Below are 20619 nucleotides of genomic sequence, written 5' to 3'. Positions count from 1 at the left end.
GTCTGAGAGGGTATCTGCGCGTCTCGACGCCAGAATTGACACCCACACAAAGGGTGCGCTCGGCAATTGCCAAATCCATTAAACGCAATACCTTCCGTTTCTGCCAGGTCACAAGATCGATGCAAGCAACCAATCGATTGAACCGATAGATTCGACCGCATGGATTTGCGCCACATCCGCTATGCACTGGCCGTCGCCGAGGATCGTCATTTCAGTCGAGCCGCAAGCCGCCTGCACATCTCACAATCAGCACTCAGTGCGCAGATCCGGGATCTCGAACGCGAACTCGGCGTTGAACTTTTTCATCGAAACAGTCGCAATGTCGGACTGACGTCCGCAGGCGAGGTCTTTGTGGCCCGCGCCCGCGATGTGCTCGGTGCGGTGTCGCGGTTGGTGAGCGATGTTTCCGAGGAAGGTGGCGAGCAGGTACGGCTTACCGTCGGCACGATTACCTCTGCGGGTCGCGTCGATATCGGGCGGGCACTTGCTGCTTTAACGCACAGACATCCGACCATCAATGCAACGGTGCGCCCGTACGGGAGTGAAGTCGTCATCGAAGGTGTCCGATCCGGCGCGATCGACGTCGGGATAGTGGGGTTGGCACCTGGCCGACTACCCAAGACATTCTCTGCGGTTCCGCTGTGGAGTGAGTCGACAGCAGCGTTTGTTCCCGTCAGTCACCGTTTCAGTGCGGTGGCATCCATCCGACTCGAAGATCTCCGAGGCGTACCGCTTGTGGATTTTGCGTCGGGAAGCGAAGCGCGGGTACAGACAGATCAGGCTTTTGCCGAATCTCAGGTTCTACGTGGACGTACTTACGAAGCGAATTCCGTCGATCTCATCTGCTCGTTGACTGCTAACGGACTAGGCGTCGGACTACTTCCACAGTCGATGAGCGTCGAACATCCCGAATTGGTCTGCATTCCTATCGCTGACGCACCGCACCGGGTAGTCCACGCAATTACCGATCCAGCGCATTCCTCTTCATTGGCAAGGGAATTCGTAGCACTGCTGGCAGACCAGTTCGTTACTTGAGAAGGCGAGACATTCGCCGATCCGCCAGGGGCTTTCCACCTGTCTGGCACGTTGCGCAGTATTGAAAGGAACGCTCGGCAAACGACACCTCGCGAACTACGTCGCCGCAGACCGGGCAGGGCAGACCAGTGCGGGCATGTACCCGCATTCCAGATCGCTTCTCCCCCTTGAGCCTTGCGGCATCCTGTCCGACGGACCGCGCAATCGCATCGGTCAGCACTGATCGCATTGTGTTGTAGAGCGTCGTAATCTGTTCTGCCGTAAGACGAGACGAGTTCGCGAAGGGAGAGAGTTTCGCCGTATGGAGGATCTCGTCAGAATAGGCGTTGCCGATGCCGGCCAGGAGAGACTGGTCGACTAGTGCGTTCTTTATCCGCGCAGATGTGCCGGCGAGAACTTCCGCAAACTCGGGTTCCGTCACAACCATCGCGTCCGGCCCCAGACGCGCAATCCCGGGAACCTCCGACGGGTCGGCCACCACCCACACTGCGAGGCGTTTTTTCGTGCCGGCTTCGGTGAGATCAAAGGCGGGAGTGAGACCTTCGGGTGTGAAGAAATGAACCCGCAACGCCAGCGGCCCCTTGCCGGGCTTCGGCGGTGTCGACGACGGATTGTCTTGCCAGCGCATCCATCCCGCTCGCGATAGGTGCGAAATGAGCCATAACCCGTCGCAATCCACACCGAGGTGCTTCCCGAATCTTGCTGCTCCGGTTACGTCGCGGCCCGACAAGGCTGTTATCGGCGGATCAAAAGTCTTGAGAACACTCAACGCCGCGATGTCGACCCGACCGACCACTGCACCCTTTGCGTGTTCGCGCAGGAAATCCGCGAGCGCTTCCACCTCGGGCAGTTCCGGCATACGGCCAGTCTAAGAGAATTGGACCGTGCCCGGCCCGGCTTCGGAAAACTCCGGTACCGAGTCGACGCTAGTCTGTCGCCGCCTGGCCGAAGCTGTGGCACAGAAGTACCTGGTCGCCGCCCGACGACTTCGCGCGGTACATGGCTTCGTCTGCGATCCGAAATAGCTCTGCCAGTACTCCTTCTGCATCGAGAGTCAGTCGAGCTGTCGATGCAATTGCGATACCGACGCTGGTTGTGACAATTGGATCGCGATTGTCGAGACGTAACTTCCGCGCGAATTCCTCCTCGAGTCGTTGCTCAGAGCCTGCCAAGACCGTATCGACCAGGACGAATTCGTCCCCTCCGAATCGAGAGACCAGTGCGTGGCTGCCACCGCACTCTCGCAGTCGCTCTGCCAACTCACGAAGAACTTGATCACCCGCCTCATGACCCAACGTGTCGTTGACGCGTTTGAAATTGTCGACATCGACGATCGCGACCACGTACGACGCCTCACGCGGTGGAGTAGTTGCCACTCCTCGCTCGTCGACGGCTCTTTGCAATCCTCGCCGATTAAGCAATCCGGTGAGGGGATCGAGTTCGGAATTCTCCGCGTCGGTACCCAATAACGAGAGCATGAACTGACAGGTGAAGGGAACCACCGTGATGCTCGAGAAGATGAGGAAACCGAGTGATACGGCTAGCGCCGGATCCGTGTACTCCGCAACCTGGTACCCGATCACCAGGAGGACTATGACAGCAAAAATCATATGTGCGGTCTGCACCCGCGAACTGTGAAAGAACGCGATATACGCGCCGAAAAGCCCGAACACGCTGCATTGAAGCAATCCGACCAGCGGATTCTTGTTGAGAAATATGCCTGCCGGCACACCGATTTCTGCATACACGAGAAAGACATACGACCATCGTCGAGTGAAAGTCGGGATACACACGAACGGGATGATCATCAAGAGTGTGGCAACAATAATCATCGCGTTGATGACACTGGTTACCTCGTTGTGGATACCTTGGTCACTGAATCGAAGTAGCGCCATGGTGACTGCGACGGACAGCAACGAACAGATAAGCAGCAAGCGCCCCCACAGTTCGAGGCCTTTCGACGCGATGTAGCGCGTGAAAGTGTCGAACGGGTCCGGACGGTTGAACCACTGAACAAGCAGTCCCAGTGCAGTTCGCCAGTCTGCCTGCGGCGTTCTACGCCGAACCGGCACGATCACTTGCCGACCGCCCGGTCCGAACCACGTCATGCGCAAAGCATAGGTGTGCTACTCCATTGCTGTGACACAACGGACAAGTAGAACGAACTTCGGCCCAACCGAACGTGCGTCAGCGACGCACTAGATAGGTGTCCATGATCCAGCCGTGCCGCTGACGCAACTCGGCCCGCACTCGCACGATCTCATCTTCCACGTCGCGCAACTTCCCGGCGATCAATACTTCGTGGGGGGTGCCAAGGTAGGCGCCCCACCAGATTTCGACGTCCTCGCCGGCAACTTCGGTGAAGGTGCAGTTCGCGTCGAGCATCACGACGGCGTTGTCGACACCGTCGGGCAACCCGTCGGCAAGATTGCGGCCGGTGGTGATGTGGATCGGTTCGCCGATGCGGTTGAGCACGATTCGGTGCTGCGCTGCCAAGGATTGGACGCTGGTGATTCCCGGAATCACGGAGTAGTCGAAGGTGACATTGCCGCGAGCAAGAACCCGTTCGACGATGCGCAGGGTGCTGTCGTAGAGCGACGGGTCGCCCCAGACGAGGATCGCACCGACACCGGGTTCGGCCGCAAATTTTTCTTCGAAAATCGATGCGCGACGGTCGTGCCAGTCGTCCACAACACCTTCGTAGTCCGAAGGTGTCCGATCTCTCGGCGGATCGGTGATCTCGATTATCCGGTATTCGCCGGTCACATGCTCGTGCAGAATCCCGGTTCGCAGGTCCACCAGATCCTGCTTTTCACTCCCCTTGCCGATCACAAAAAACGTATCGGCCCTGTTCATGGCCTTGATAGCTTGGATCGTCACTTGATCGGGATCACCAGCGCCGACGCCGATCACAATGAGTTCATGCATTGAAGGAGGTTATCGCGCGTGCCCTAGACTGTTGACCGTGACTGTCTCCACCGCTTATGAAGACCTGCTGAAACTCGTGATGGAGACCGGCACTCCCAAAGCCGATCGCACCGGCACCGGCACCCGCAGCATCTTCGGTCACCAGATGCGCTTCGATCTTGCCGACGGTTTCCCCTTGGTCACCACCAAGAAGGTGCACCTCAAGTCGATAGTCAACGAACTGCTGTGGTTCCTGCGCGGCGATTCCAACATTGCCTGGCTGCACGAGCACGGCGTCAAAATCTGGGATGAGTGGGCCGACGAGAACGGCGAACTCGGCCCCGTCTACGGCGTCCAGTGGCGCAGCTGGCCCACTCCGTCCGGTGAGCACATCGACCAGATCACGCAGACCGTCGAAACCCTGCGGTCCAATCCCGATTCCCGACGCATCATCGTCTCCGCCTGGAATGTGGCCGATATTCCGCAGATGGCGCTCGCTCCGTGCCACGCGTTCTTTCAGTTCTATGTCGCCGACGGCAAACTCTCGTGCCAGCTGTACCAGCGCAGCGCCGACATGTTCCTCGGTGTCCCGTTCAACATCGCCAGCTACGCACTCCTCACGCACATGATGGCGCAACAAGCCGGTCTCGACGTGGGTGAGTTCATCTGGACCGGCGGCGATTGCCACGTCTACGACAACCACATCGACCAGGTCACCGAGCAGCTCAGCCGCACGCCACTCGACCTCCCGACATTGAAATTGAACAAGCGCGATTCCATCTTCGACTACACCTTCGAGGACGTCGAAATCCTTGGATACCAACATCATCCGGCTATCAAGGCACCGGTCGCAGTCTGATCATGAGCGACCGCGCAGTCACGCTCGTCTGGGCTCAGGCGAACAATCGTGTCATCGGCCAAGGCAACACCATTCCGTGGCGCCTCTCCGAGGACATGACGTATTTCAAAAATGTCACCATGGGCCATCCGGTGATCATGGGCCGGTTGACGTGGGATTCCATACCGCCCAAGTTCCGGCCGTTCAGTGGTCGCCGAAATATTGTTGTCACCCGCGACGCCACGTGGGCTGCCGACGGCGCCGAAGCTGCTCACAGTCTCGATGACGCACTGGCATTATCGGACGCCGACGTCTGCGTCATTGGCGGCGGTCAAATCTATTCGGCAGCAATGCCATTCGCAACCAAGCTACTCGTCACCGAAATTGACCTCGACATAGCCGGCGACGCGTACGCTCCCGTCGTCGGACCCGAGTGGACACTGCGTTCCGACGAGCCGTGGCAGACGTCGGAAAAAAGCGGGCTCCGGTTCCGCTGGCTGGAATACTCACGCCACGAATCGACTAGCTGATCACTTAGTCCGTTCGTCAGGCACGCCGGACGCGCGTCGGTCATACTCGGGGAACCGAGATGATCGCAGCAACCCCGAGAGGTCTTCGATGGACAAGAAGTCACTGACAGCCCTCGCTCGCCAACAGTTGAAGCTGGCGGCAACTGCCAGCAGCGGCCGCAGTTCCCAAACCGTCTACGGTGGCCATCAGCGCAGCCTGCGGCAAACAGTAATCGCGCTCAGTGCCGGCAAGAGTCTCGCCGAGCATGACAGCCCCGGCGAAGCAACGTTGCTGGTGCTCAGCGGCAAACTCAACCTCATCTGCGGCGACGATCAGTGGAAGGGTTCCACCGGAGATTTCCTCTCCGTCCCGGCCCAGCGCCACAGTGTCGAGGCACTCGAAGACGTCGCATTCCTGCTGACCGTCGCAATGTAATTCCGCTACCGGTACCGTTCGTTCCGTGACCGAAACGGTAATCGAAGTGTCCGTCGTATCACCGCGCGCTGCCCTGTGGCCTGCGCTCATCGATCCCGCATTGATTCGGCGTTGGCACGGCTGGGATTGCGACGAACTCGACGACGAGATCGAGTACATCTACTCCACGGCTGAAGCCGATCCCGATGCGTTCACCCTGACACTCGGCAACGGCGATCAATTCTCCCTCATCGAAAATAACGGCACTACGATCGTCCGTATCACTCGCCCACCTCGACGCCCCGACGACGAGTGGTTCGCGGACGTCACCGAGGGTTGGACAACCTTCCTGCATTTCTTGAAGTTCGGCGTCGAGCACCACGGATTGGCCGAGCGCAGAACGATTTACTTCGACGGCCCACTCCGCCCCGGCGAAACAGCTGCTTCTGTTCTCGGACTCGACTCCGTCGCAGCGGTGCCCGGCACTCGCTACAACGCCACCCTGGCACCCGGGGATTACGCCGAAGGCGTCGTCGACTACGTGAGCGACCTGCAAACAGGAGTGACAATCGAAGACCTTGGTCCCGGATTATTGGTCTGCGCAACGCAGCCCACCGGCCCGCACCGCCCCCAGACAGGACTCCAAATCCTTCTGGCCACCTACGATCTCAGCGACGACGAGTTCACGGAGATCGAACATCATTGGAAACAGTGGTGGGACGAGCGAACTCGGGCAATCTGAGCACTCTCGAACCGATATGCTTCGCTAATGATCGATTCTTCGGGCCACAGTCCGACACGAACTTTCGGTGAGGTACTGGAGCGACTTGCTCAGACCGACGCCGATATCCCGACGCTCCACCGGCTTCTCGAAGCCGTTCTCGTTGTCGGTTCCGGTCTCGATCTCGATCTGACTTTGCAGCGCATCATCACGGCAGCAACCACCGTATTGGATTGCCGGTACGGAGCATTGGGCGTGCGTGCGTGCGGCGGCGGCCTGGCCGAGTTCGTGTACGAGGGCATCGATGAACCCCTGCGGCAAACGATGGGACACTTCCCGGAGGGCCACGGTGTGCTCGGTGTCCTCATGAACGATCCTAAGACGCTGCGAGTCCCACATTTGGGTGCGCATCCGGAATCTGTCGGCTTTCCTGCCAATCACCCTCCGATGGACAGCTTCCTGGGTGCACCGATCATGATGCGCGGCGAGGTATTCGGCAGTATCTACCTCACCGAGAAGCGCGGCGCTGCAGAGTTCACCGAAGAAGACGAGGTCATTCTCGAGGCCCTCGCCATCGCAGCCGGAATGGCGGCCGAGAACGCTCGCCTGTTCGAACAGTCTCGGACCCGCGAAAGATGGCTCACCGCAATGTCAGCCGTACGGACGAGATTGCTGGCCGGCGACTCCCTCGAAGACGGCCTGCAACTTCTCGCCACTCGCGTCCGCGACCTGACGGGCGCCGACGACGTCATCGTGGTCATCTGTGAAGACGGCTACGCTCAGGTCCACACTGCCGCCAGTGCTCGACCCACTTCGCGGGGAGTGCGAATTCCGGCAGGCACATACCCTTTCAACATTATTCGGCAAACGCACAAGGTGCAGGTCTTCACGGACCTCGGAGCTGTAGCGGAATTGGTCCCCACGGCCGTCAGCGCCGTCCTTGCACCGATGACCATTGCGTCAGGCGTGGTGGGCGCACTTCTGATCGCCTCTGATTCCACAAACACGATGTGGGAGCCGGACGAGCTCACTCGAATCGAATCGATGGCCGAGCTAGGCTCCGTGGCAATTGAATTCGATCGCAAACAACGCGGACAACGCCTACTGTCGGTGCTCGCAGACCGCGATCGCATTGCCCGCGATCTGCACGACAACGTCATTCAGCGCCTGTTTGCCAGTGGGATGAGCCTGCAGAGCACCCTGCCGGATTCGAGCCTCCCGGCCTCCGCACGCGCCATCGTCACCAGGTCGCTCGAGCAACTGGACCAGACGGTCCGTGAAATCCGCACCACCATCTTCGATCTCCAGACACCGGCCACCGCCGACTCGACAAGCTTGCGTCGACGCCTCCTCGACGTAATCGCCGACGCCACAGCACAATCGGCTGTCACGCCGAGTGTGCAGTTCTCCGGTGCTATCGACACGCTGGTCAAGGCCGGCATCCATCCGCATGCCGAAGCAGTGCTCCGCGAGGGTCTGAGCAACGTGCTGCGTCATGCGCAGGCCGACACCATCACCATCTCGGTGACTGCCAATCTCGAATTCGCGATCACCATCGACGACGACGGCAACGGCATCCCCGAGGGCGTACATAAAAGCGGGCTGCACAATCTGGAACGACGTGCCGAACACTGTGGTGGCACTTGCACAATCGGCAACCGCGAACCGCAGGGCACCCGCTTGGTGTGGCGGGTGCCGCTGCGACGCGAGAGACCTTGAGCTACTTGCTTCGCAGCTCGGTAGCCAGTACTGCGGCCTGAGTTCTGCGCTGCATACCCAACTTCGAGAGCAGTCGCGTCACATAGTTCTTGACTGTCTTCTCCGCCAAGAAGAGTCGGGCGCCGATCTCGCGGTTGGTCAGCCCCTCCCCGATGAGGTCGAACACCGCACGTTCCTGATCGGAGAGTTCGGCCAAGGGGTCAGCCGTGCGCTCGCTACGGATGCGCTGCATCAATGCCTCGGTGGCCCGGCTGTCCAGCAAGGAACCACCCAGACCCACAGTGCGCACTGCCGCAACAAGATCCGTGCCCAGTATCTGCTTCAGCACAAACCCCGAAGCGCCGGCCATGATGGCGTCGAGCAGGGCTTCGTCGTCGGCATACGACGTCAGCATCAGGCACCGCAGATCCGGCAGCATCGACCGGAGGTCACGGCACAACTCGACGCCGTTGCCGTCGGCCAGTCGCACATCGAGGACCGCGACGTCGACGTTGCGCTGTGGGATCACAGCCATGGCTTCCCGTACCGACGACGCTTCACCGACCACCTCGAAATCCTCGACGCCGCCGAGTAGATCGAACAGTCCACGCCGGACGATCTCGTGATCGTCGACCAGGAACACGCGCGTAGTCATTGAAGCCCTTCTTGGAATTTTGAATCGATCGGAAACAACGCGTAATGCGTATTACTTGTGCCGCACAATCAGTACCGGGCAGTCGGCGGTGTGGAGAAGCGCCCGACTGGTCGAGCCGAGGAGCATTCCCACGAAACCACCGCGCCCGCGACTGCCGACAACGATCAACTGTGCCGTCTCGGCATATTCGCTGAGCACTCGCACCGGGCGATCCCGGGCCACCACACGCTCGACCACAACGTCCGGGTACCGGTCGGTGAACCCGGCCAACTGCTCGGCCAGAACCACCTCTTCTCCGGTCTGAATGCTGCTCCACAGCGGATCGTCCGGAGTTGCGCCCAGCGAAGGCTGCACGCTGACATCGCTCCACACGTTGACTGCAATGAGTGTGGCTCCACGCGCCGAGGCCTGCTCGAAAGCATGCTCGATAGCTTCGATGCTGTTCTCGGAACCGTCCACGCCAACCACGACGGGCCCCTCGGTGGGCGGGTGGCCGTCCAACGTCCGTCCCCGAACCACCGCTACCGGCGATTCACCGTGCGAGACAAGCGAAACCGTCACCGAACCGACGACCAATCCGGTGAACTCACCGTGCCCACGCGGACCCAACGCCACCAGGTAGGCGCGCTTCGACAGTTCGATCAGCGAATCGGAGACGCTACCGGTGAGTTGCTCGGTCACAACCTCGAGATCGCCGTCGACGCTCTGATGAGCCAGAATTTTGGCGCTGTCGAGACGCGCGCGTGCCGTGCGGTGCAGTTCCTCCTTGAAACTCTCGGCCAGATACGGCTCGGAGTAGTAGAACGCCGGGATATGCACCACCGTCACGATGTGAAGGGGACGGCCCAATGTCGCGGCCGTGTGAGCAGCCCACACAACTGCCGACGACGCGGACTCGGAACCGTCCACTGCTACGACGACGGGTTGGTTTGCACTCATGTTCGTCCCTTCACGATCAGACTGTTCGACACTGCGCAGCGCGCGGTGTTGCGGAGTTCGTCTACGGAGTTCTCCGCCACGACACTATTGCCACCACACTATTGCCTTCACACTATTGCTCGAGTACCGCAAATAGGGTCATCAACACCAGAGGGTCCCGAATCGGACATGACGGTCCTGTTCGTAAGTTGACGGCGCAACCCGAACACGGCGACGGCCCCGCCAACATCCCTGACGGGCGTCAACGAGGCCGGTTGTGGCGGGTTCGCGAACAAACCTTGGCCACACACCTCACGATAGGGGGACAAGCAATTGCCTCATAAGTGCACAAAGTCCCCCTTGCTGTGCGCCTTTATTAACCGCGGGCGGTTAGGAAAGGCACACAGCAGTTAGTCACAAATCTTCCGGAACTTCTCGATCAGCGCGACACGGCCCGCTCGATCAGCCGCCAACGGGGTGACGTTGAGGGTGGTGACGCCGGCTTCCGCGAATGCTGCGACGCGTTCCTTGACGTAGCTTTCGGGTCCGATGAGGGAGATAGCACGTACCAACTCGTCCGGGACGGCCGCTGCTGCTTCCTCTTTCTTGCCGGCGAGGTAGAGATCCTGAATCTTCGCGGCAGCTTCCTCGTAGCCGTAGCGGATGGCAAGGTCGTTGTAGAAGTTCTTGCCCTTGGCACCCATGCCGCCGATGTAGAGGGCGAGGCTGGGTCGCACCCAGTCGAGCATGTGGTCGACGTCGTCGCCGATGGCCAACGCCGGGGATGCGTAGACCTGGAGTTCACCGAGACTGGGATCGCGCTTGGCCTTACCCTTGGCGATCGGTTCGCCCCACACACTTGCCGCCTTCTCCGGGTGGAAGAAGATCGGTTCCCAGCCTTCGGCGATTTCCGCGGTGAGTTCCACGTTCTTGGGACCGAGCGATGCGATCAGAATCGGGATGCGCTCGCGCACAGGATGATTGATCAGCTTGAGCGGCTTGCCCAGCCCGGTGCCCTTTTCGGCCGGCAGCGGCACCTGGTAATACTTGCCCTGGTACTCGACCTTCTCGCGGCGCCACACCTTGCGGCAGATTTCGACTACCTCGCGGGTGCGCCCCAGCGGAGCGTCGTACTTGACGCCGTGAAAGCCTTCGATCACCTGCGGGCCGGAAGCACCGATGCCCATGACAAAACGTCCGTTGGACACGAAGTCGAGGCCGGCGGCAGTCATCGCGGTCAGCGACGGCGTGCGGGTGTAGATCTGGAAGATGCCGGAGGCAAGCTCGATGGTCGACGTCTTGGCCGCCAGGTAACCGAGCTGGCTGACAGCGTCGAACGAGTAAGCCTCGGGGACAAAGGCAATGTCCAAACCTGCCTTTTCGAGGTCACCGACCTCTTCTACTGTTTCAGCGAACCCGCCGCTGTAGTTCAATCCCATACCGATACGCACGTTGTAACCCCAATCCTGACGATTGCCGAGTGTGCTGCAGGCACACCTCACGCCGAACATTACTCACCCGAACACTACGGAACATGAGTCCAAATTCATGTGACTGGCCCGTTCGTATTCGATGACCGAAATGAACGGGCCAGGCCACAAACTTCAGGAATCCTCGGGACGAACCACCATCACCGGGCATTGTGCGTTGGCGATCAGCGTGTTGCTGGTCGATCCGAGAAGCATTCCGCGGAAACCGCCACGACCACGGCTACCGACAACAACCAGCTGCGCTCGGGCGGACCACTCGAGGAGGCGTCCACGCGGATTGTCGAGGTAGATCTCGCGTCGTACGACAACCTCGGGATACTTCTCACACCATCCGGCCAGGCTTTCGCTCAATACCGCGTGCTCTTCTTCCTCGAACGACTGCGGAGCAAGCGCGGCGGCGCGAGGATCCTCGAACGCTGCAGTTCCGAGGTCACTCCACACGTGAACGGCCACCAGCTCTGCGCCGCGGAACGACGCTTCCTCATACGCCGCGCCCACTGCCTGAGCACTCAGAGCACTGCCGTCGACACCCACCACGACAGGACCGTCGGTCGGTACGACGCCGTCGCGTTCGCGAACGACGATCACAGGGCACTTACCGTGGCTCGCCACACCGACTGCGGTATTGCCGAGTACGGCCGTGGCAGCTTTACCGGACGACGACGGTCCGACGACTGCGAGCCTCGCCTTTGCGGAACTCTCCAACAGCCACTGCGTCGGACTGCCGATCGCGATCTCACTGTGAATGGTCACTGTGGGTGCGACCTCACGGGCAAACTTCTCGGCTTCGGCCAGGACTTCTTTGCCTGCTTCTTCGATCCATTCGTAAACGCCACCCGCATCGATGTACGGTCCGCCGAATCCGTACGGTGCAAAGTCGAGTGCATGCAGGATATCGAGACGCAATTCGCGCTGCGCGGCAATCTTTGCAGCTTCGCGTAGCGCGCTGGACGACGTGTCCGACCCGTCTACTCCGACGACAACATTGTTGTGTTCGCGTGAACTCATGTGCCCACCTTCCGTAAGAAGTTATCGAGCCACTTTCTACTGTAACCATCACAAATACCGCATGTCTTCTGGGTCGACTATGCAGATCCGGAGGATACGTCCCTCAAAACTGTTGACGGATAACCGAAGTGGCATCTGCGCGTGGAACTTCCACTATTTCATCGGAAGGCACGAACTGCGGCAAACAAAAAACTGCGGTGGTACCCGGAGCAAGTCCGGGTACCACCGCAGTGGAAAAGAGCGTTTTTCAGGCCAGCGTTTTTCAGGCCCAGGTAGGCGATACTCCGCGGGCGCGCAGCCACGCGGCGGGATCAACCTTTGCACCGTTCTCGGCTACTTCGAAGTGCAGGTGCGGGCCGGTGGACTGGCCACGGTTGCCGACTGTCGCGATCTGCTGCCCGGCGTTGACACGCTCGCCGACGTTGACCTGGTAGTCATTGACATGTCCGTAGGTGGTGACGGCACCGTCGTCATGCTGCACGCGCACCCACAAGCCGAAGCCCGAGGCGGGACCGGCGTCGATGACCTGGCCGGATGCTGCAGCGCGGATCGGGGTGCCGATCGGAGCGGCGATGTCCAGGCCGCCATGATGTGCGCCCCAGCGGGAGCCGAAATCGGAAGTGAGTGTTCCGGAAACCGGCTGCACTGTCTCACTGGTCGACGAGAGTGGATTGGCCGAGCCCGTAAACTGCTGCACCTGCTCGTTGACCTGCGCCAAGACGTCCGGGAGCGGGGGAAGTTCGATGCTGGACAATGCCGGCAGTTGCATGCTCGACAGTCCAGCCGGAATCTCGAGCCCGACGGGAAGCAGTCCCTGCGGAATCTCGAATCCGGCAATGTTTTGGGTGGCCGGCGCTGCCGCAGCAGTACCGGCACCCATCTGTCCTGCGCCGACAAGAAGTGCACCGGTAGCCGCAGCTACGACACCCGCCTTGACGCCGGCGCCCGGCCCAGCCGACGGAACGCGGTGGCGTCCGTTTGCTGCATCAGGATCGATCTCGAATGCAACATTGGAATTGCCCGTGCGGTGGTGGTTGCCCACAGTGTGTACTCCGTCAGTCGTCGGCCTGCAGCGATCTTCAAGTGAAGACCGCTCCTCTGTCTGCCGACGAATGTAACAGTTTGATCAAGGTGACCGCTACCGTTACACGTTCTTGACCAAACTTATTTTTCGTCCGACTGCCGACTGGCGTCGAGTTCTGCACGGAATGCGTCGTATCGAGCCCGGTGAGCGGGCCGACGACGGATAATCGCCCAGGCGATACCCAGTGCGACAAACCAGACCGGTGTCACGATGAGCGCTTGCAGCGTGTCGTCCTTCGTGGTCAGAGCCCACAAAATGAAGACGAAGAACGCAAGTACGACCCAGCACATCACGACTCCGCCGGGCATCTTGAACTTCGACGCAGCGTGCAGATGCGGGCGACGCTTCCGGTACACCATGTAACTGGCCAGGATGATGGTCCAGACGAACATGAAAAGCAGCGCTGAAATAGTCGTCACGACAGTGAACGCCTCGATCACCGAGTCGCCCGAGAACAGCAGAATCAACGACGCGAGCAGGAAGATGCAGGAGAACATCAAGGCATTCGCCGGAACCTTGCGGGAGTTCAGCTTGCCCAACGCCTTCGGTGCGTCGCCCTCCTGCGCGAGGCCGTACACCATCCGCGAGGTGGAGTAGATGCCCGAGTTGGCCGACGATGCCGCCGACGTCAGCACCACGAAGTTGATGACCGAAGCCGCCATCCCCAGTCCCGCGAGGGTGAACATTGCAACGAACGGACTCTTGCCCGCCTCGATCTCCCGCCACGGCGTCACCGCGATGATGACGGTCAGTGCGACGACGTAGAACAGCAGCACACGAATCGGGATGGAGTTGATTGCCTTGGGCAGGTTCTTCTCCGGGTCCTTTGCCTCAGCCGCCGTCGTACCCACCAATTCGATACCCACGAACGCGAACACCGCGATCTGGAATCCGGCTACGAAGCCCATGAATCCGGTCGGGAACATGCCGCCGTCGTTCCACAGATTGTCGATGCCTGATGTGGCTCCGTTGGGTGCGGTGAAGCCGGAGACGACCATGACGATGCCGACGATGATGAGCGCGACAATGGCAACGATCTTGATCAGCGCGAACCAGAACTCGGCCTCACCGAAGGCCCTGACCGTCGGCAGGTTCAACAGCAATAGCGCGGCGATCGTGAGCAACGCGGGAATCCACGCGGCCAACCCGGGCCACCAGTACTTGAAGTAACCCGAGATCGCGATCACGTCCGCGATGCCGGTGACAATCCAACAGAACCAATAAGTCCAACCGGTGAAGAAGCCGGCCCACGGGCCGAGTAGATCGGCCGCGAAGTCGGAGAACGACTTGTACGACATGTTGGAGAGCAGCAACTCCCCCATCGCCCGCATGACGAAGAAGAGCATGAAGCCGATGATCATGTAAACGAAGATCACGGACGGTCCGGCCAGCGAGATCGTCTTGCCCGAACCCATGAACAGGCCGGTGCCGATAGCGCCGCCGATGGCGATCAGCTGAATATGGCGGTTGGAAAGTTGCCGCGACAAGTGGGGATCGTCACCTGCAGGTTTTGACAGTTCAACACGGTTCACGTCGTCGGACACGGAGGATCCCCCTGGTCATTCGGCTCGCGCACAGGCATCGAATGCTGCCCGCCACACCAACCTCGGAAAAATGTGCCCTCCTAAAGTACGCGCGCAATGGCTCAGAGCGCGCATCGAAAGCTCACGCCGATAGCCTGTACCGATGAGCATCGACAGCACTAGCGATCAATACGGGCAAATAACCGCAACGCTGTTCGACTTCTCGGGAACACTCTTTCGTCTCGAAGAAAATTCCGACTGGGACGAACATTTTGTCGATCACGCCGGTGAGCCGATGGATGTACACGCGCAAGCCGAATTGATGCGGCGGATGACCGCGCCCGTCGGTCCGACCGTCGACATGGACGAAGCCGGGCTGCACGCCTGGAACAACCGTGACCGCGATCCCACACTTCATCGCCAGGCGTATCTCGATGTTCTTGCCAAGTCAGGGGTGCCCGACCGTGCTCGCGCCGAGGCTCTGTACAGCTTGTTGATCGACCCCGCCCGATGGGTGCCCTACCCCGATGCCGGCGAAGTTTTGAAGTCATTGTCGGAGAAGGGGATCCGAACCGCAGTTCTGAGCAACATCGCCTTCGACATCCGACCGGCTTTTGTCGCCCGCGGGTGGGACATCTGGGTGGACGAGTTCGTGCTGTCCTTCGAAATTGGTGCCGTCAAGCCCGAACTCGAGATCTTCGAGTACGCGCTGTCGCAACTCGACGTCGACGCCGAACGCGCATTGATGGTGGGCGACAGTGAAATCGCCGACGGCGCAGCCCGGGAACTCGGTTGCGCATTCGCCTTGGTCGATCCTCTACCTACAGCCCAGCGTCCGCGCGCATTGCTGGAGGCTGTCGCGAAGCTCGGACTCCTCTGACCTGACGACATCCCCTCACTCCGCTCGACCTGACGACATCCCCCTCACTCCGCTCGACCTGAGAGGTCAGACTGCGTGCGCTACTTCGCGAATTCGGTTGCTGCGCTTACGCAGTGATCGCACATATTCTGCGCGCTCGGTTTCCGTCATGCCGCCCCAGATTCCGTAGGGCTCGTGAACGGACAGCGCGTGCTCTCGGCACTGCTGCAGCACCGGGCATCCCGCGCACACCTTCTTGGCGTTGAGCTCACGGTTCTCGCGAGCATGTCCACGCTCGCCGTCCGGGTGGAAGTACACAGCTGAATCGTGCCCACGGCACGAACCCCGCAACTGCCAGTCCCAGGTCTCGGCAGTCGGAACGGGCATCGGAAGGTGCTTATGCATGATGGCGACCTCATTCTGTTGAACTGCGACTCACCGGTTGGACCTAGCTCGTCGTGAGTCAAAACACAGACTAGGCCGACTTCTGCTTTTTCACAATACCCACTTACGTACTTCAAGTGCTAAAGTAATCAACCTTTTGTATCCTGAAGTAACGCCAAGAGAATGCTTGAATAGAACTCATGACCCGACCGTTCACGACTCCCGCCACAGCCGGCGAGGTGTTCTCGCTGATCCGCACAGGATCCGCGACCACTCGCAGCGAAATCGGGAAGCTCACCGGGCTGTCTCGGACGGCGGTATCGGCGCGAGTGAGCGCACTACAGTCGCTCGGACTCATCGCGGACGACGACGAAGGCCCCTCGACCGGTGGCCGTCCACCCTCCACTCTGACTTTCGCCAAATCTGCGGGACTGGTACTTGTTGTCGCGATCGGCCGCTCGCGTGCACAGTTGGCCGTCACCGACCTCTCCGGTGCAATCCTCACCGCCGAGGACATCGACAAGTCAGTGGGCGTCGGACCGGCCGAATTGATGCCCGAAATCGCCGAGCATCTGAAATCGATCCTCGAGCGCATCGGGAGGCCCTCCACCGACGTCATCGGCGTCGGGCTCAGCATCCCGGGCACAGTCGACGTGGCAGCCGGGGCGAGCCTCGACTCACCGATGATGTCCGGCTGGGACGGCGTCGCGCTGGCGCCGTACCTCGCATCGGTAACCAACGCCCCACTGTTTGCCGACAACGATGCCAATGTCATGGCTTTGGCCGAACTCAGCGAAAGACGTGAGAGCGCACCGAATCTGCTGATGATCAAGGCCTCCACCGGGTTAGGCGCAGGAATCGTTCTCGGCGGCGCTCTCCAGCGTGGTTCACTCGGCGCGGCCGGCGAGATCGGGCATACCAAAACTGCGGCTGCCCGAGACATGAAGTGTCACTGCGGCGACGTGGGTTGTGTTGAAACCGTCGCCAGCGGCTGGGCTCTCGTCGACGCGCTGCAAGCCCAAGGGCGCAACGTCGGGCACGTTCGAGACGTCGTTCGCCTCGCACTCGACGGCGACAGCGAAGCGCGCCGATTGATCCGATCCAGCGGCCGTCTCGTCGGCGATGTCATTTCCGGCGCGGTCAATCTCCTCAACCCGGAAGTGCTCGTCATCGGCGGCGACATGGCCGAAGCCGACGAACTTTTCCTCGCCGGCCTTCGAGAGTCCGTCTACGGCAATGCAACTGCCCTTGCCACCCGTTCCCTACACATCGTTTCCGTCAGCCACGGCGTGCAATCGGGAATTCTCGGCTGCGCCGTCCTCGTGCTGGACAATCTCCTCAGCGTGCGGGAGATCGACCGTCGGGTCGCCGAGTCGGTCCGCTAGCCGAACTTGCGAAGGACGAACTCCGGCAACTTCTTTGCCGAGTTCGCGGCGCGGGCAATCTGGTAGTTCTTCCCGCGCATCAACGCCAACTGCACGCGGGACTCCACCCAGAACGCCCCGCGCGGAGATTTGTTCCACGACTTGTGCAGCAGTGTCTTGGTTGCCGCTACCGCGTCCGGTGATCGAGTCATGATCTGCGCCAGCAGTTCCCGGGCCGGAGCGAGCGGGTCCTCGTCGACGCCGGTGACCAGTCCCCACCCGAGAGCCTGCTTGCCGTCGAAGATTTCAGCCGTCATCGCCAGACGTTTCACAACGTCCATCGCTGCGAGCTCACGCAAAGTCACGGTGCCCGTCATATCGGGAATCAATCCCCACTTGGCTTCCATCACCGAAAAAGTGCAGTCCGGTGTGCTGAACCGGAAGTCGGCAGCGAGCGCAAGCTGCAAACCTCCGCCGAAACAATGCCCGTGCACCACCGCGATCACCGGCACCGGCAATTCTCGCCACACCCAGCACGCCCGCTGAAAGAGATTGGTCTTCTGCCCGGGCAGCTTCGCAAATGCCTTGGCCATCCGCTTCGGCTGCTTTCCGGCCGACGCAAAATCCAGACCGGCGGAAAATGCCTTGCCGGAACCCTGCAGAATCACACCGCGGATCGAGCGGTCGGATTTGATGCGCCGAGCCGCATCCACCAACTCTTCGAGTGTGTCGAGGTCGAGTCCATTGAGCTTCTCCGGCCGATTCAGGCTGACAAAGGCAACCGTCTCGACTATCTCGACACGAACACGATCGCTCACTGAGACTCCTTTTGCCGCCGCGGAACAGAATGCTCGAACCCTACCGACCGAGCGCGGCAGCCTGTCGACTTCGCGCGGTTATCACCGTGCCGCTACACTGACTACCGCAGCTGTGAAGCCCAAGGCCCCGTGCCCGTCGGCAAAGCAACCGCACAAGCTCAACCGTCAAGCGGAAACCGCAGTACAACATGCGTTTCTAAGCATTTCGGATGCGCTCCCCGCCCTCGTAGCTCAGGGGATAGAGCATTCCTCTCCTAAAGGAAGGGTCGCAGGTTCGAATCCTGCCGAGGGCACAGCAGATCAGACCTGGCCGCTGGAAGCTAACACCCCTTCCCTCTAGTGAGCACCGTTTCCTGCCCGCTACAAAGGGTGCCAACTGTGCACAAACGGTGCCAGGTTCGTTCAAGACAGGCACCAAGTGGGATTGTGTTTCATCTCGACGCCAGTGCATGCGATGCTGATTTCATGACGTCATCACCCGCCATGAGCACTCCCCCGAAAAATATGTCTTTGATTCCGGGTGGCACGTTCTGGATGGGCTCCGAGGATTTTTATCCCGAAGAACGCCCAGTTCACCAGGTGAGTGTCGACAGTTTCTGGATGGATACGACGGCCGTGACCGTCGCCGAGTTCCGACGTTTCGTCAAAGCCACTGGGCATGTCACGACGGCAGAGATCGCGCCATCGGCTGAGGACTACCCCGATGCCGATCCGGCGCTGTTGGTACCCGGCTCGTTGGTGTTCAATTCCCCGCCCGGGCCGGTATCACTCGACGATTACACGCAGTGGTGGTCTTTCACTGCGGGAGCCGACTGGCGACATCCGGAAGGTTCCGACAGCAATGTCGGCGGACGCGAGAAGCATCCCGTCACCCATATCTCGTACTTCGACGCTCAGGCGTATGCCGAGTGGGCCGGCAAGGAACTGCCCAGCGAAGCTGAGTGGGAGTTCGCTGCCCGCGGCGGTCTCGACCGCCAGGCTTATGTCTGGGGCAACGAGGACTCACCGGGCGGAAAGCCCGGCGGAAATGTGTGGCAGGGCCAGTTCCCGTGGGAGAACCTGCTCGAGGACGGGTACGAGCGCACTGCGCCCGTCGGCAAGTTCCGTCCCAACGGATATGGATTGCTGGATATGGCCGGCAATGTGTGGGAGTGGACGGTCGATCACTTCACGTCCGACCACGCCCACAGTTCCAAAAATGTTGCGCCCGCGACCTCCTGCTGCATTCCACGCAACCCTCGTGCCGAGTTCGCGACGGAAACCGTTGCGGGAGAACCATATGCGCGACGCGTCATCAAGGGCGGTTCACACCTGTGCGCGCCCAACTATTGCTTGCGGTACCGGCCCGCCGCGCGGCAGAGCGAGTCCGAAGAGTCCTCGACCTGCCACGTCGGCTTCCGGTGCATCGTGCGGATTCCGCAGGACTGAGAACCGATCAGAAGGGTGCGTCGCCCAGAATCGCGACGCGCTCCATGACGCGGCGATGCGGGAAATAATCGCTGGCCGCGTAGTGCTGCGTTGCTCGGTTGTCCCAGAACGCAATTGAATTGGCGGCCCACTTGAAGCGGCACTGAAAATCGGGAACTTTGACCTGCGCGAACAGCAGGTTGAGCAGATCACGGCTCTCGACGGGATCCATGTCCGGGATGTGAGTGGTGAAGAGGCTGTTCACAAACAGTGTCTTGCGGCCCGTTTCGGGATGCTTGCGCACCATCGGATGCAGCACCGGCGGGAACTGCTCCTTCATCTGTGCGAGCTTCTCGGGAGTCATTCCGCGGCCGAACGACGGCTCGAAGTCATGGATTGCGTCGCGGCCGTCGATCAGTTCCTTGACCTCGTCGGGAAGGCAATCGAAGGCATTGCCCATATCTGCCCAGAGTGTGTCGCCGCCGGCCGGCGGAACATCGATCGCACGCAGGACTGAGCCCAGCGGCGGGGTCTTGGTCCACGTGACGTCGACGTGCCAGATGTTTTCGGTACCCGGACTGTCCTCGCCACGCTCGAATCGGACCACGGCCGGGACCTCACCCTGCGGAAGCAACGGGTGAACTTCGAGTTCGCCCCAATTACTGGCGAAGTCACGGTGATTGAGGCTGGAGATGTTCTGGTCGCGGAAGAATACGACCTTCCATTCGAGCAGGGCCCGACGGACGTCCTCGATCTGCTCCGCTGAGGGATCCCGTAGATCGATGTTGCTGATCTCGGCACCGATGAACGGAGTGACCGGCGTCAGCGTGAAACGCTCGTAGGGCATCGACTCCACACCCTCGGGATTGCGGCGCATCCCGCGAGGTCCGAATTCGATTGTGTGATTACCGATTTGAACGGTACGGGAGGACGTGAGTGCTGCCATCGAAAGGCTCCGATCAGTTGTTTGCGGGGTCGCGAGTCAA

21 protein-coding genes and 1 tRNA gene are annotated in these 20619 nt (G+C 60.5%); 10 read left to right on the top strand and 12 right to left on the bottom strand.

Annotated features, from left to right (window positions below; genetic code table 11):
* Positions 1-159 precede the first annotated feature (159 nt).
* Positions 160-1035, top strand: coding sequence for a LysR family transcriptional regulator (locus BDB13_RS10095; RefSeq protein ID WP_094271522.1), 876 nt, complete (start codon positions 160-162; stop codon positions 1033-1035).
* Here BDB13_RS10095 and BDB13_RS10090 read toward each other — a convergent pair.
* The 3 genes from BDB13_RS10090 to cobF all read right to left on the bottom strand — a co-directional run bounded on the left by BDB13_RS10090 (position 1028) and on the right by cobF (position 3963).
* Positions 1028-1894 carry an Fpg/Nei family DNA glycosylase gene (locus BDB13_RS10090; protein ID WP_094271521.1) on the bottom strand — a complete coding sequence of 289 codons (867 nt, stop codon included), beginning with the start codon at positions 1892-1894 and terminating at the stop codon, positions 1028-1030. The genes BDB13_RS10095 and BDB13_RS10090 overlap by 8 nt on opposite strands.
* Positions 1895-1961: 67 nt before the next feature.
* Positions 1962-3143, bottom strand: coding sequence for a GGDEF domain-containing protein (locus BDB13_RS10085; RefSeq protein ID WP_094271520.1), 1182 nt, complete (start codon positions 3141-3143; stop codon positions 1962-1964).
* Between the two features lie 79 nt (positions 3144-3222).
* On the bottom strand, positions 3223-3963 hold the full coding sequence (gene cobF / locus BDB13_RS10080; protein ID WP_094274813.1) for a precorrin-6A synthase (deacetylating): 741 nt from the start codon (positions 3961-3963) through the stop codon (positions 3223-3225).
* Positions 3964-4000: 37 nt separating this feature from the next.
* On the opposite strand from cobF, the gene BDB13_RS10075 reads away from it, so the two are divergent.
* The 5 genes from BDB13_RS10075 to BDB13_RS10055 all read left to right on the top strand — a co-directional run bounded on the left by BDB13_RS10075 (position 4001) and on the right by BDB13_RS10055 (position 8144).
* The gene (locus BDB13_RS10075) at positions 4001-4801 is read left to right on the top strand and encodes a thymidylate synthase (protein ID WP_254922777.1); all 801 of its coding nucleotides are present in this window, start codon (positions 4001-4003) and stop codon (positions 4799-4801) included.
* A 2-nt stretch (positions 4802-4803) separates the two neighbouring features.
* Positions 4804-5310 carry a dihydrofolate reductase gene (locus BDB13_RS10070; RefSeq protein WP_094271518.1) on the top strand — a complete coding sequence of 169 codons (507 nt, stop codon included), beginning with the start codon at positions 4804-4806 and terminating at the stop codon, positions 5308-5310.
* An 88-nt stretch (positions 5311-5398) separates the two neighbouring features.
* Positions 5399-5725, top strand: a complete 327-nt coding sequence (locus BDB13_RS10065) for a cupin domain-containing protein (protein WP_094271517.1) — start codon at positions 5399-5401, stop codon at positions 5723-5725.
* A 25-nt stretch (positions 5726-5750) separates the two neighbouring features.
* Positions 5751-6446, top strand: coding sequence for a hypothetical protein (locus tag BDB13_RS10060; RefSeq protein WP_094271516.1), 696 nt, complete (start codon positions 5751-5753; stop codon positions 6444-6446).
* Between the two features lie 27 nt (positions 6447-6473).
* On the top strand, positions 6474-8144 hold the full coding sequence (locus BDB13_RS10055; protein WP_094271515.1) for a sensor histidine kinase: 1671 nt from the start codon (positions 6474-6476) through the stop codon (positions 8142-8144).
* 1 nt (position 8145) lies between these two features.
* Here BDB13_RS10055 and BDB13_RS10050 read toward each other — a convergent pair whose 3' ends face one another.
* The 6 genes from BDB13_RS10050 to cycA form a co-directional block, all read right to left on the bottom strand.
* On the bottom strand, positions 8146-8778 hold the full coding sequence (locus tag BDB13_RS10050; RefSeq protein ID WP_094271514.1) for a response regulator: 633 nt from the start codon (positions 8776-8778) through the stop codon (positions 8146-8148).
* Between the two features lie 51 nt (positions 8779-8829).
* The gene (locus BDB13_RS10045) at positions 8830-9717 is read right to left on the bottom strand and encodes a universal stress protein (RefSeq protein ID WP_094271513.1); all 888 of its coding nucleotides are present in this window, start codon (positions 9715-9717) and stop codon (positions 8830-8832) included.
* A 389-nt stretch (positions 9718-10106) separates the two neighbouring features.
* Positions 10107-11147, bottom strand: a complete 1041-nt coding sequence (locus BDB13_RS10040; RefSeq protein ID WP_094274812.1) for an LLM class F420-dependent oxidoreductase — start codon at positions 11145-11147, stop codon at positions 10107-10109.
* Positions 11148-11300: 153 nt separating this feature from the next.
* Positions 11301-12194 carry a universal stress protein gene (locus BDB13_RS10035; protein ID WP_094271512.1) on the bottom strand — a complete coding sequence of 298 codons (894 nt, stop codon included), beginning with the start codon at positions 12192-12194 and terminating at the stop codon, positions 11301-11303.
* Positions 12195-12456: 262 nt separating this feature from the next.
* Positions 12457-13236: a M23 family metallopeptidase gene (locus BDB13_RS10030; protein ID WP_094271511.1), complete on the bottom strand. Its 780-nt coding sequence runs from the start codon at positions 13234-13236 to the stop codon at positions 12457-12459.
* 122 nt (positions 13237-13358) lie between these two features.
* Positions 13359-14822, bottom strand: a complete 1464-nt coding sequence (gene cycA / locus BDB13_RS10025) for a D-serine/D-alanine/glycine transporter (RefSeq protein WP_094271510.1) — start codon at positions 14820-14822, stop codon at positions 13359-13361.
* A 142-nt stretch (positions 14823-14964) separates the two neighbouring features.
* Between cycA and BDB13_RS10020 the strand changes: the two genes are divergently transcribed.
* A complete protein-coding gene (locus BDB13_RS10020) occupies positions 14965-15681 on the top strand; it encodes an HAD family hydrolase (RefSeq protein WP_094271509.1) in 717 nt (238 codons plus the stop codon).
* Between the two features lie 66 nt (positions 15682-15747).
* Here the strand turns inward: BDB13_RS10020 and BDB13_RS10015 are convergent, their stop codons facing one another.
* Positions 15748-16065, bottom strand: coding sequence for a WhiB family transcriptional regulator (locus BDB13_RS10015; protein WP_094271508.1), 318 nt, complete (start codon positions 16063-16065; stop codon positions 15748-15750).
* A gap of 179 nt (positions 16066-16244) precedes the next feature.
* Here BDB13_RS10015 and BDB13_RS10010 point away from each other — a divergent pair, with 179 nt between their 5' ends.
* Positions 16245-17429: an ROK family transcriptional regulator gene (locus tag BDB13_RS10010; protein ID WP_094271507.1), complete on the top strand. Its 1185-nt coding sequence runs from the start codon at positions 16245-16247 to the stop codon at positions 17427-17429.
* Here the strand turns inward: BDB13_RS10010 and BDB13_RS10005 are convergent.
* A complete protein-coding gene (locus BDB13_RS10005; protein ID WP_094271506.1) occupies positions 17426-18226 on the bottom strand; it encodes a crotonase/enoyl-CoA hydratase family protein in 801 nt (266 codons plus the stop codon). The genes BDB13_RS10010 and BDB13_RS10005 overlap by 4 nt on opposite strands.
* 220 nt (positions 18227-18446) lie before the next feature.
* Here BDB13_RS10005 and BDB13_RS10000 point away from each other — a divergent pair.
* Positions 18447-18519, top strand: a tRNA-Arg gene (locus tag BDB13_RS10000).
* Between the two features lie 172 nt (positions 18520-18691).
* Positions 18692-19654: a formylglycine-generating enzyme family protein gene (locus tag BDB13_RS09995; RefSeq protein ID WP_094274811.1), complete on the top strand. Its 963-nt coding sequence runs from the start codon at positions 18692-18694 to the stop codon at positions 19652-19654.
* 7 nt (positions 19655-19661) lie between these two features.
* Here BDB13_RS09995 and BDB13_RS09990 read toward each other — a convergent pair whose 3' ends face one another.
* Positions 19662-20579, bottom strand: a complete 918-nt coding sequence (locus tag BDB13_RS09990; RefSeq protein ID WP_094271505.1) for a TauD/TfdA dioxygenase family protein — start codon at positions 20577-20579, stop codon at positions 19662-19664.
* Between the last annotated feature and the right edge of the window lie 40 nt (positions 20580-20619).

The sequence above is a fragment of the Rhodococcus sp. OK302 genome (assembly GCF_002245895.1).
In the GTDB taxonomy this organism is placed as follows: domain Bacteria; phylum Actinomycetota; class Actinomycetes; order Mycobacteriales; family Mycobacteriaceae; genus Rhodococcus_F.
This window is presented reverse-complemented; position numbering and strand designations above follow the sequence as displayed.

Excerpts from the sequence above, each read along its gene's own strand:
- BDB13_RS09990 (WP_094271505.1), bottom strand. The coding sequence starts at position 20,579 with ATGGCAGCACTCACGTCCTCCCGTACCGTTCAAATCGGTAATCACACA.
- BDB13_RS09995 (WP_094274811.1), top strand. The coding sequence starts at position 18,692 with ATGACGTCATCACCCGCCATGAGCACTCCCCCGAAAAATATGTCTTTG.
- BDB13_RS10020 (WP_094271509.1), top strand. The coding sequence starts at position 14,965 with ATGAGCATCGACAGCACTAGCGATCAATACGGGCAAATAACCGCAACG.
- BDB13_RS10010 (WP_094271507.1), top strand. The coding sequence starts at position 16,245 with ATGACCCGACCGTTCACGACTCCCGCCACAGCCGGCGAGGTGTTCTCG.
- BDB13_RS10095 (WP_094271522.1), top strand. The coding sequence starts at position 160 with ATGGATTTGCGCCACATCCGCTATGCACTGGCCGTCGCCGAGGATCGT.
- cobF (WP_094274813.1), bottom strand. The coding sequence starts at position 3,963 with ATGCATGAACTCATTGTGATCGGCGTCGGCGCTGGTGATCCCGATCAA.
- BDB13_RS10045 (WP_094271513.1), bottom strand. The coding sequence starts at position 9,717 with ATGAGTGCAAACCAACCCGTCGTCGTAGCAGTGGACGGTTCCGAGTCC.
- BDB13_RS10035 (WP_094271512.1), bottom strand. The coding sequence starts at position 12,194 with ATGAGTTCACGCGAACACAACAATGTTGTCGTCGGAGTAGACGGGTCG.
- BDB13_RS10070 (WP_094271518.1), top strand. The coding sequence starts at position 4,804 with ATGAGCGACCGCGCAGTCACGCTCGTCTGGGCTCAGGCGAACAATCGT.
- BDB13_RS10085 (WP_094271520.1), bottom strand. The coding sequence starts at position 3,143 with ATGACGTGGTTCGGACCGGGCGGTCGGCAAGTGATCGTGCCGGTTCGG.
- BDB13_RS10055 (WP_094271515.1), top strand. The coding sequence starts at position 6,474 with ATGATCGATTCTTCGGGCCACAGTCCGACACGAACTTTCGGTGAGGTA.
- BDB13_RS10050 (WP_094271514.1), bottom strand. The coding sequence starts at position 8,778 with ATGACTACGCGCGTGTTCCTGGTCGACGATCACGAGATCGTCCGGCGT.
- BDB13_RS10065 (WP_094271517.1), top strand. The coding sequence starts at position 5,399 with ATGGACAAGAAGTCACTGACAGCCCTCGCTCGCCAACAGTTGAAGCTG.
- BDB13_RS10015 (WP_094271508.1), bottom strand. The coding sequence starts at position 16,065 with ATGCATAAGCACCTTCCGATGCCCGTTCCGACTGCCGAGACCTGGGAC.
- BDB13_RS10090 (WP_094271521.1), bottom strand. The coding sequence starts at position 1,894 with ATGCCGGAACTGCCCGAGGTGGAAGCGCTCGCGGATTTCCTGCGCGAA.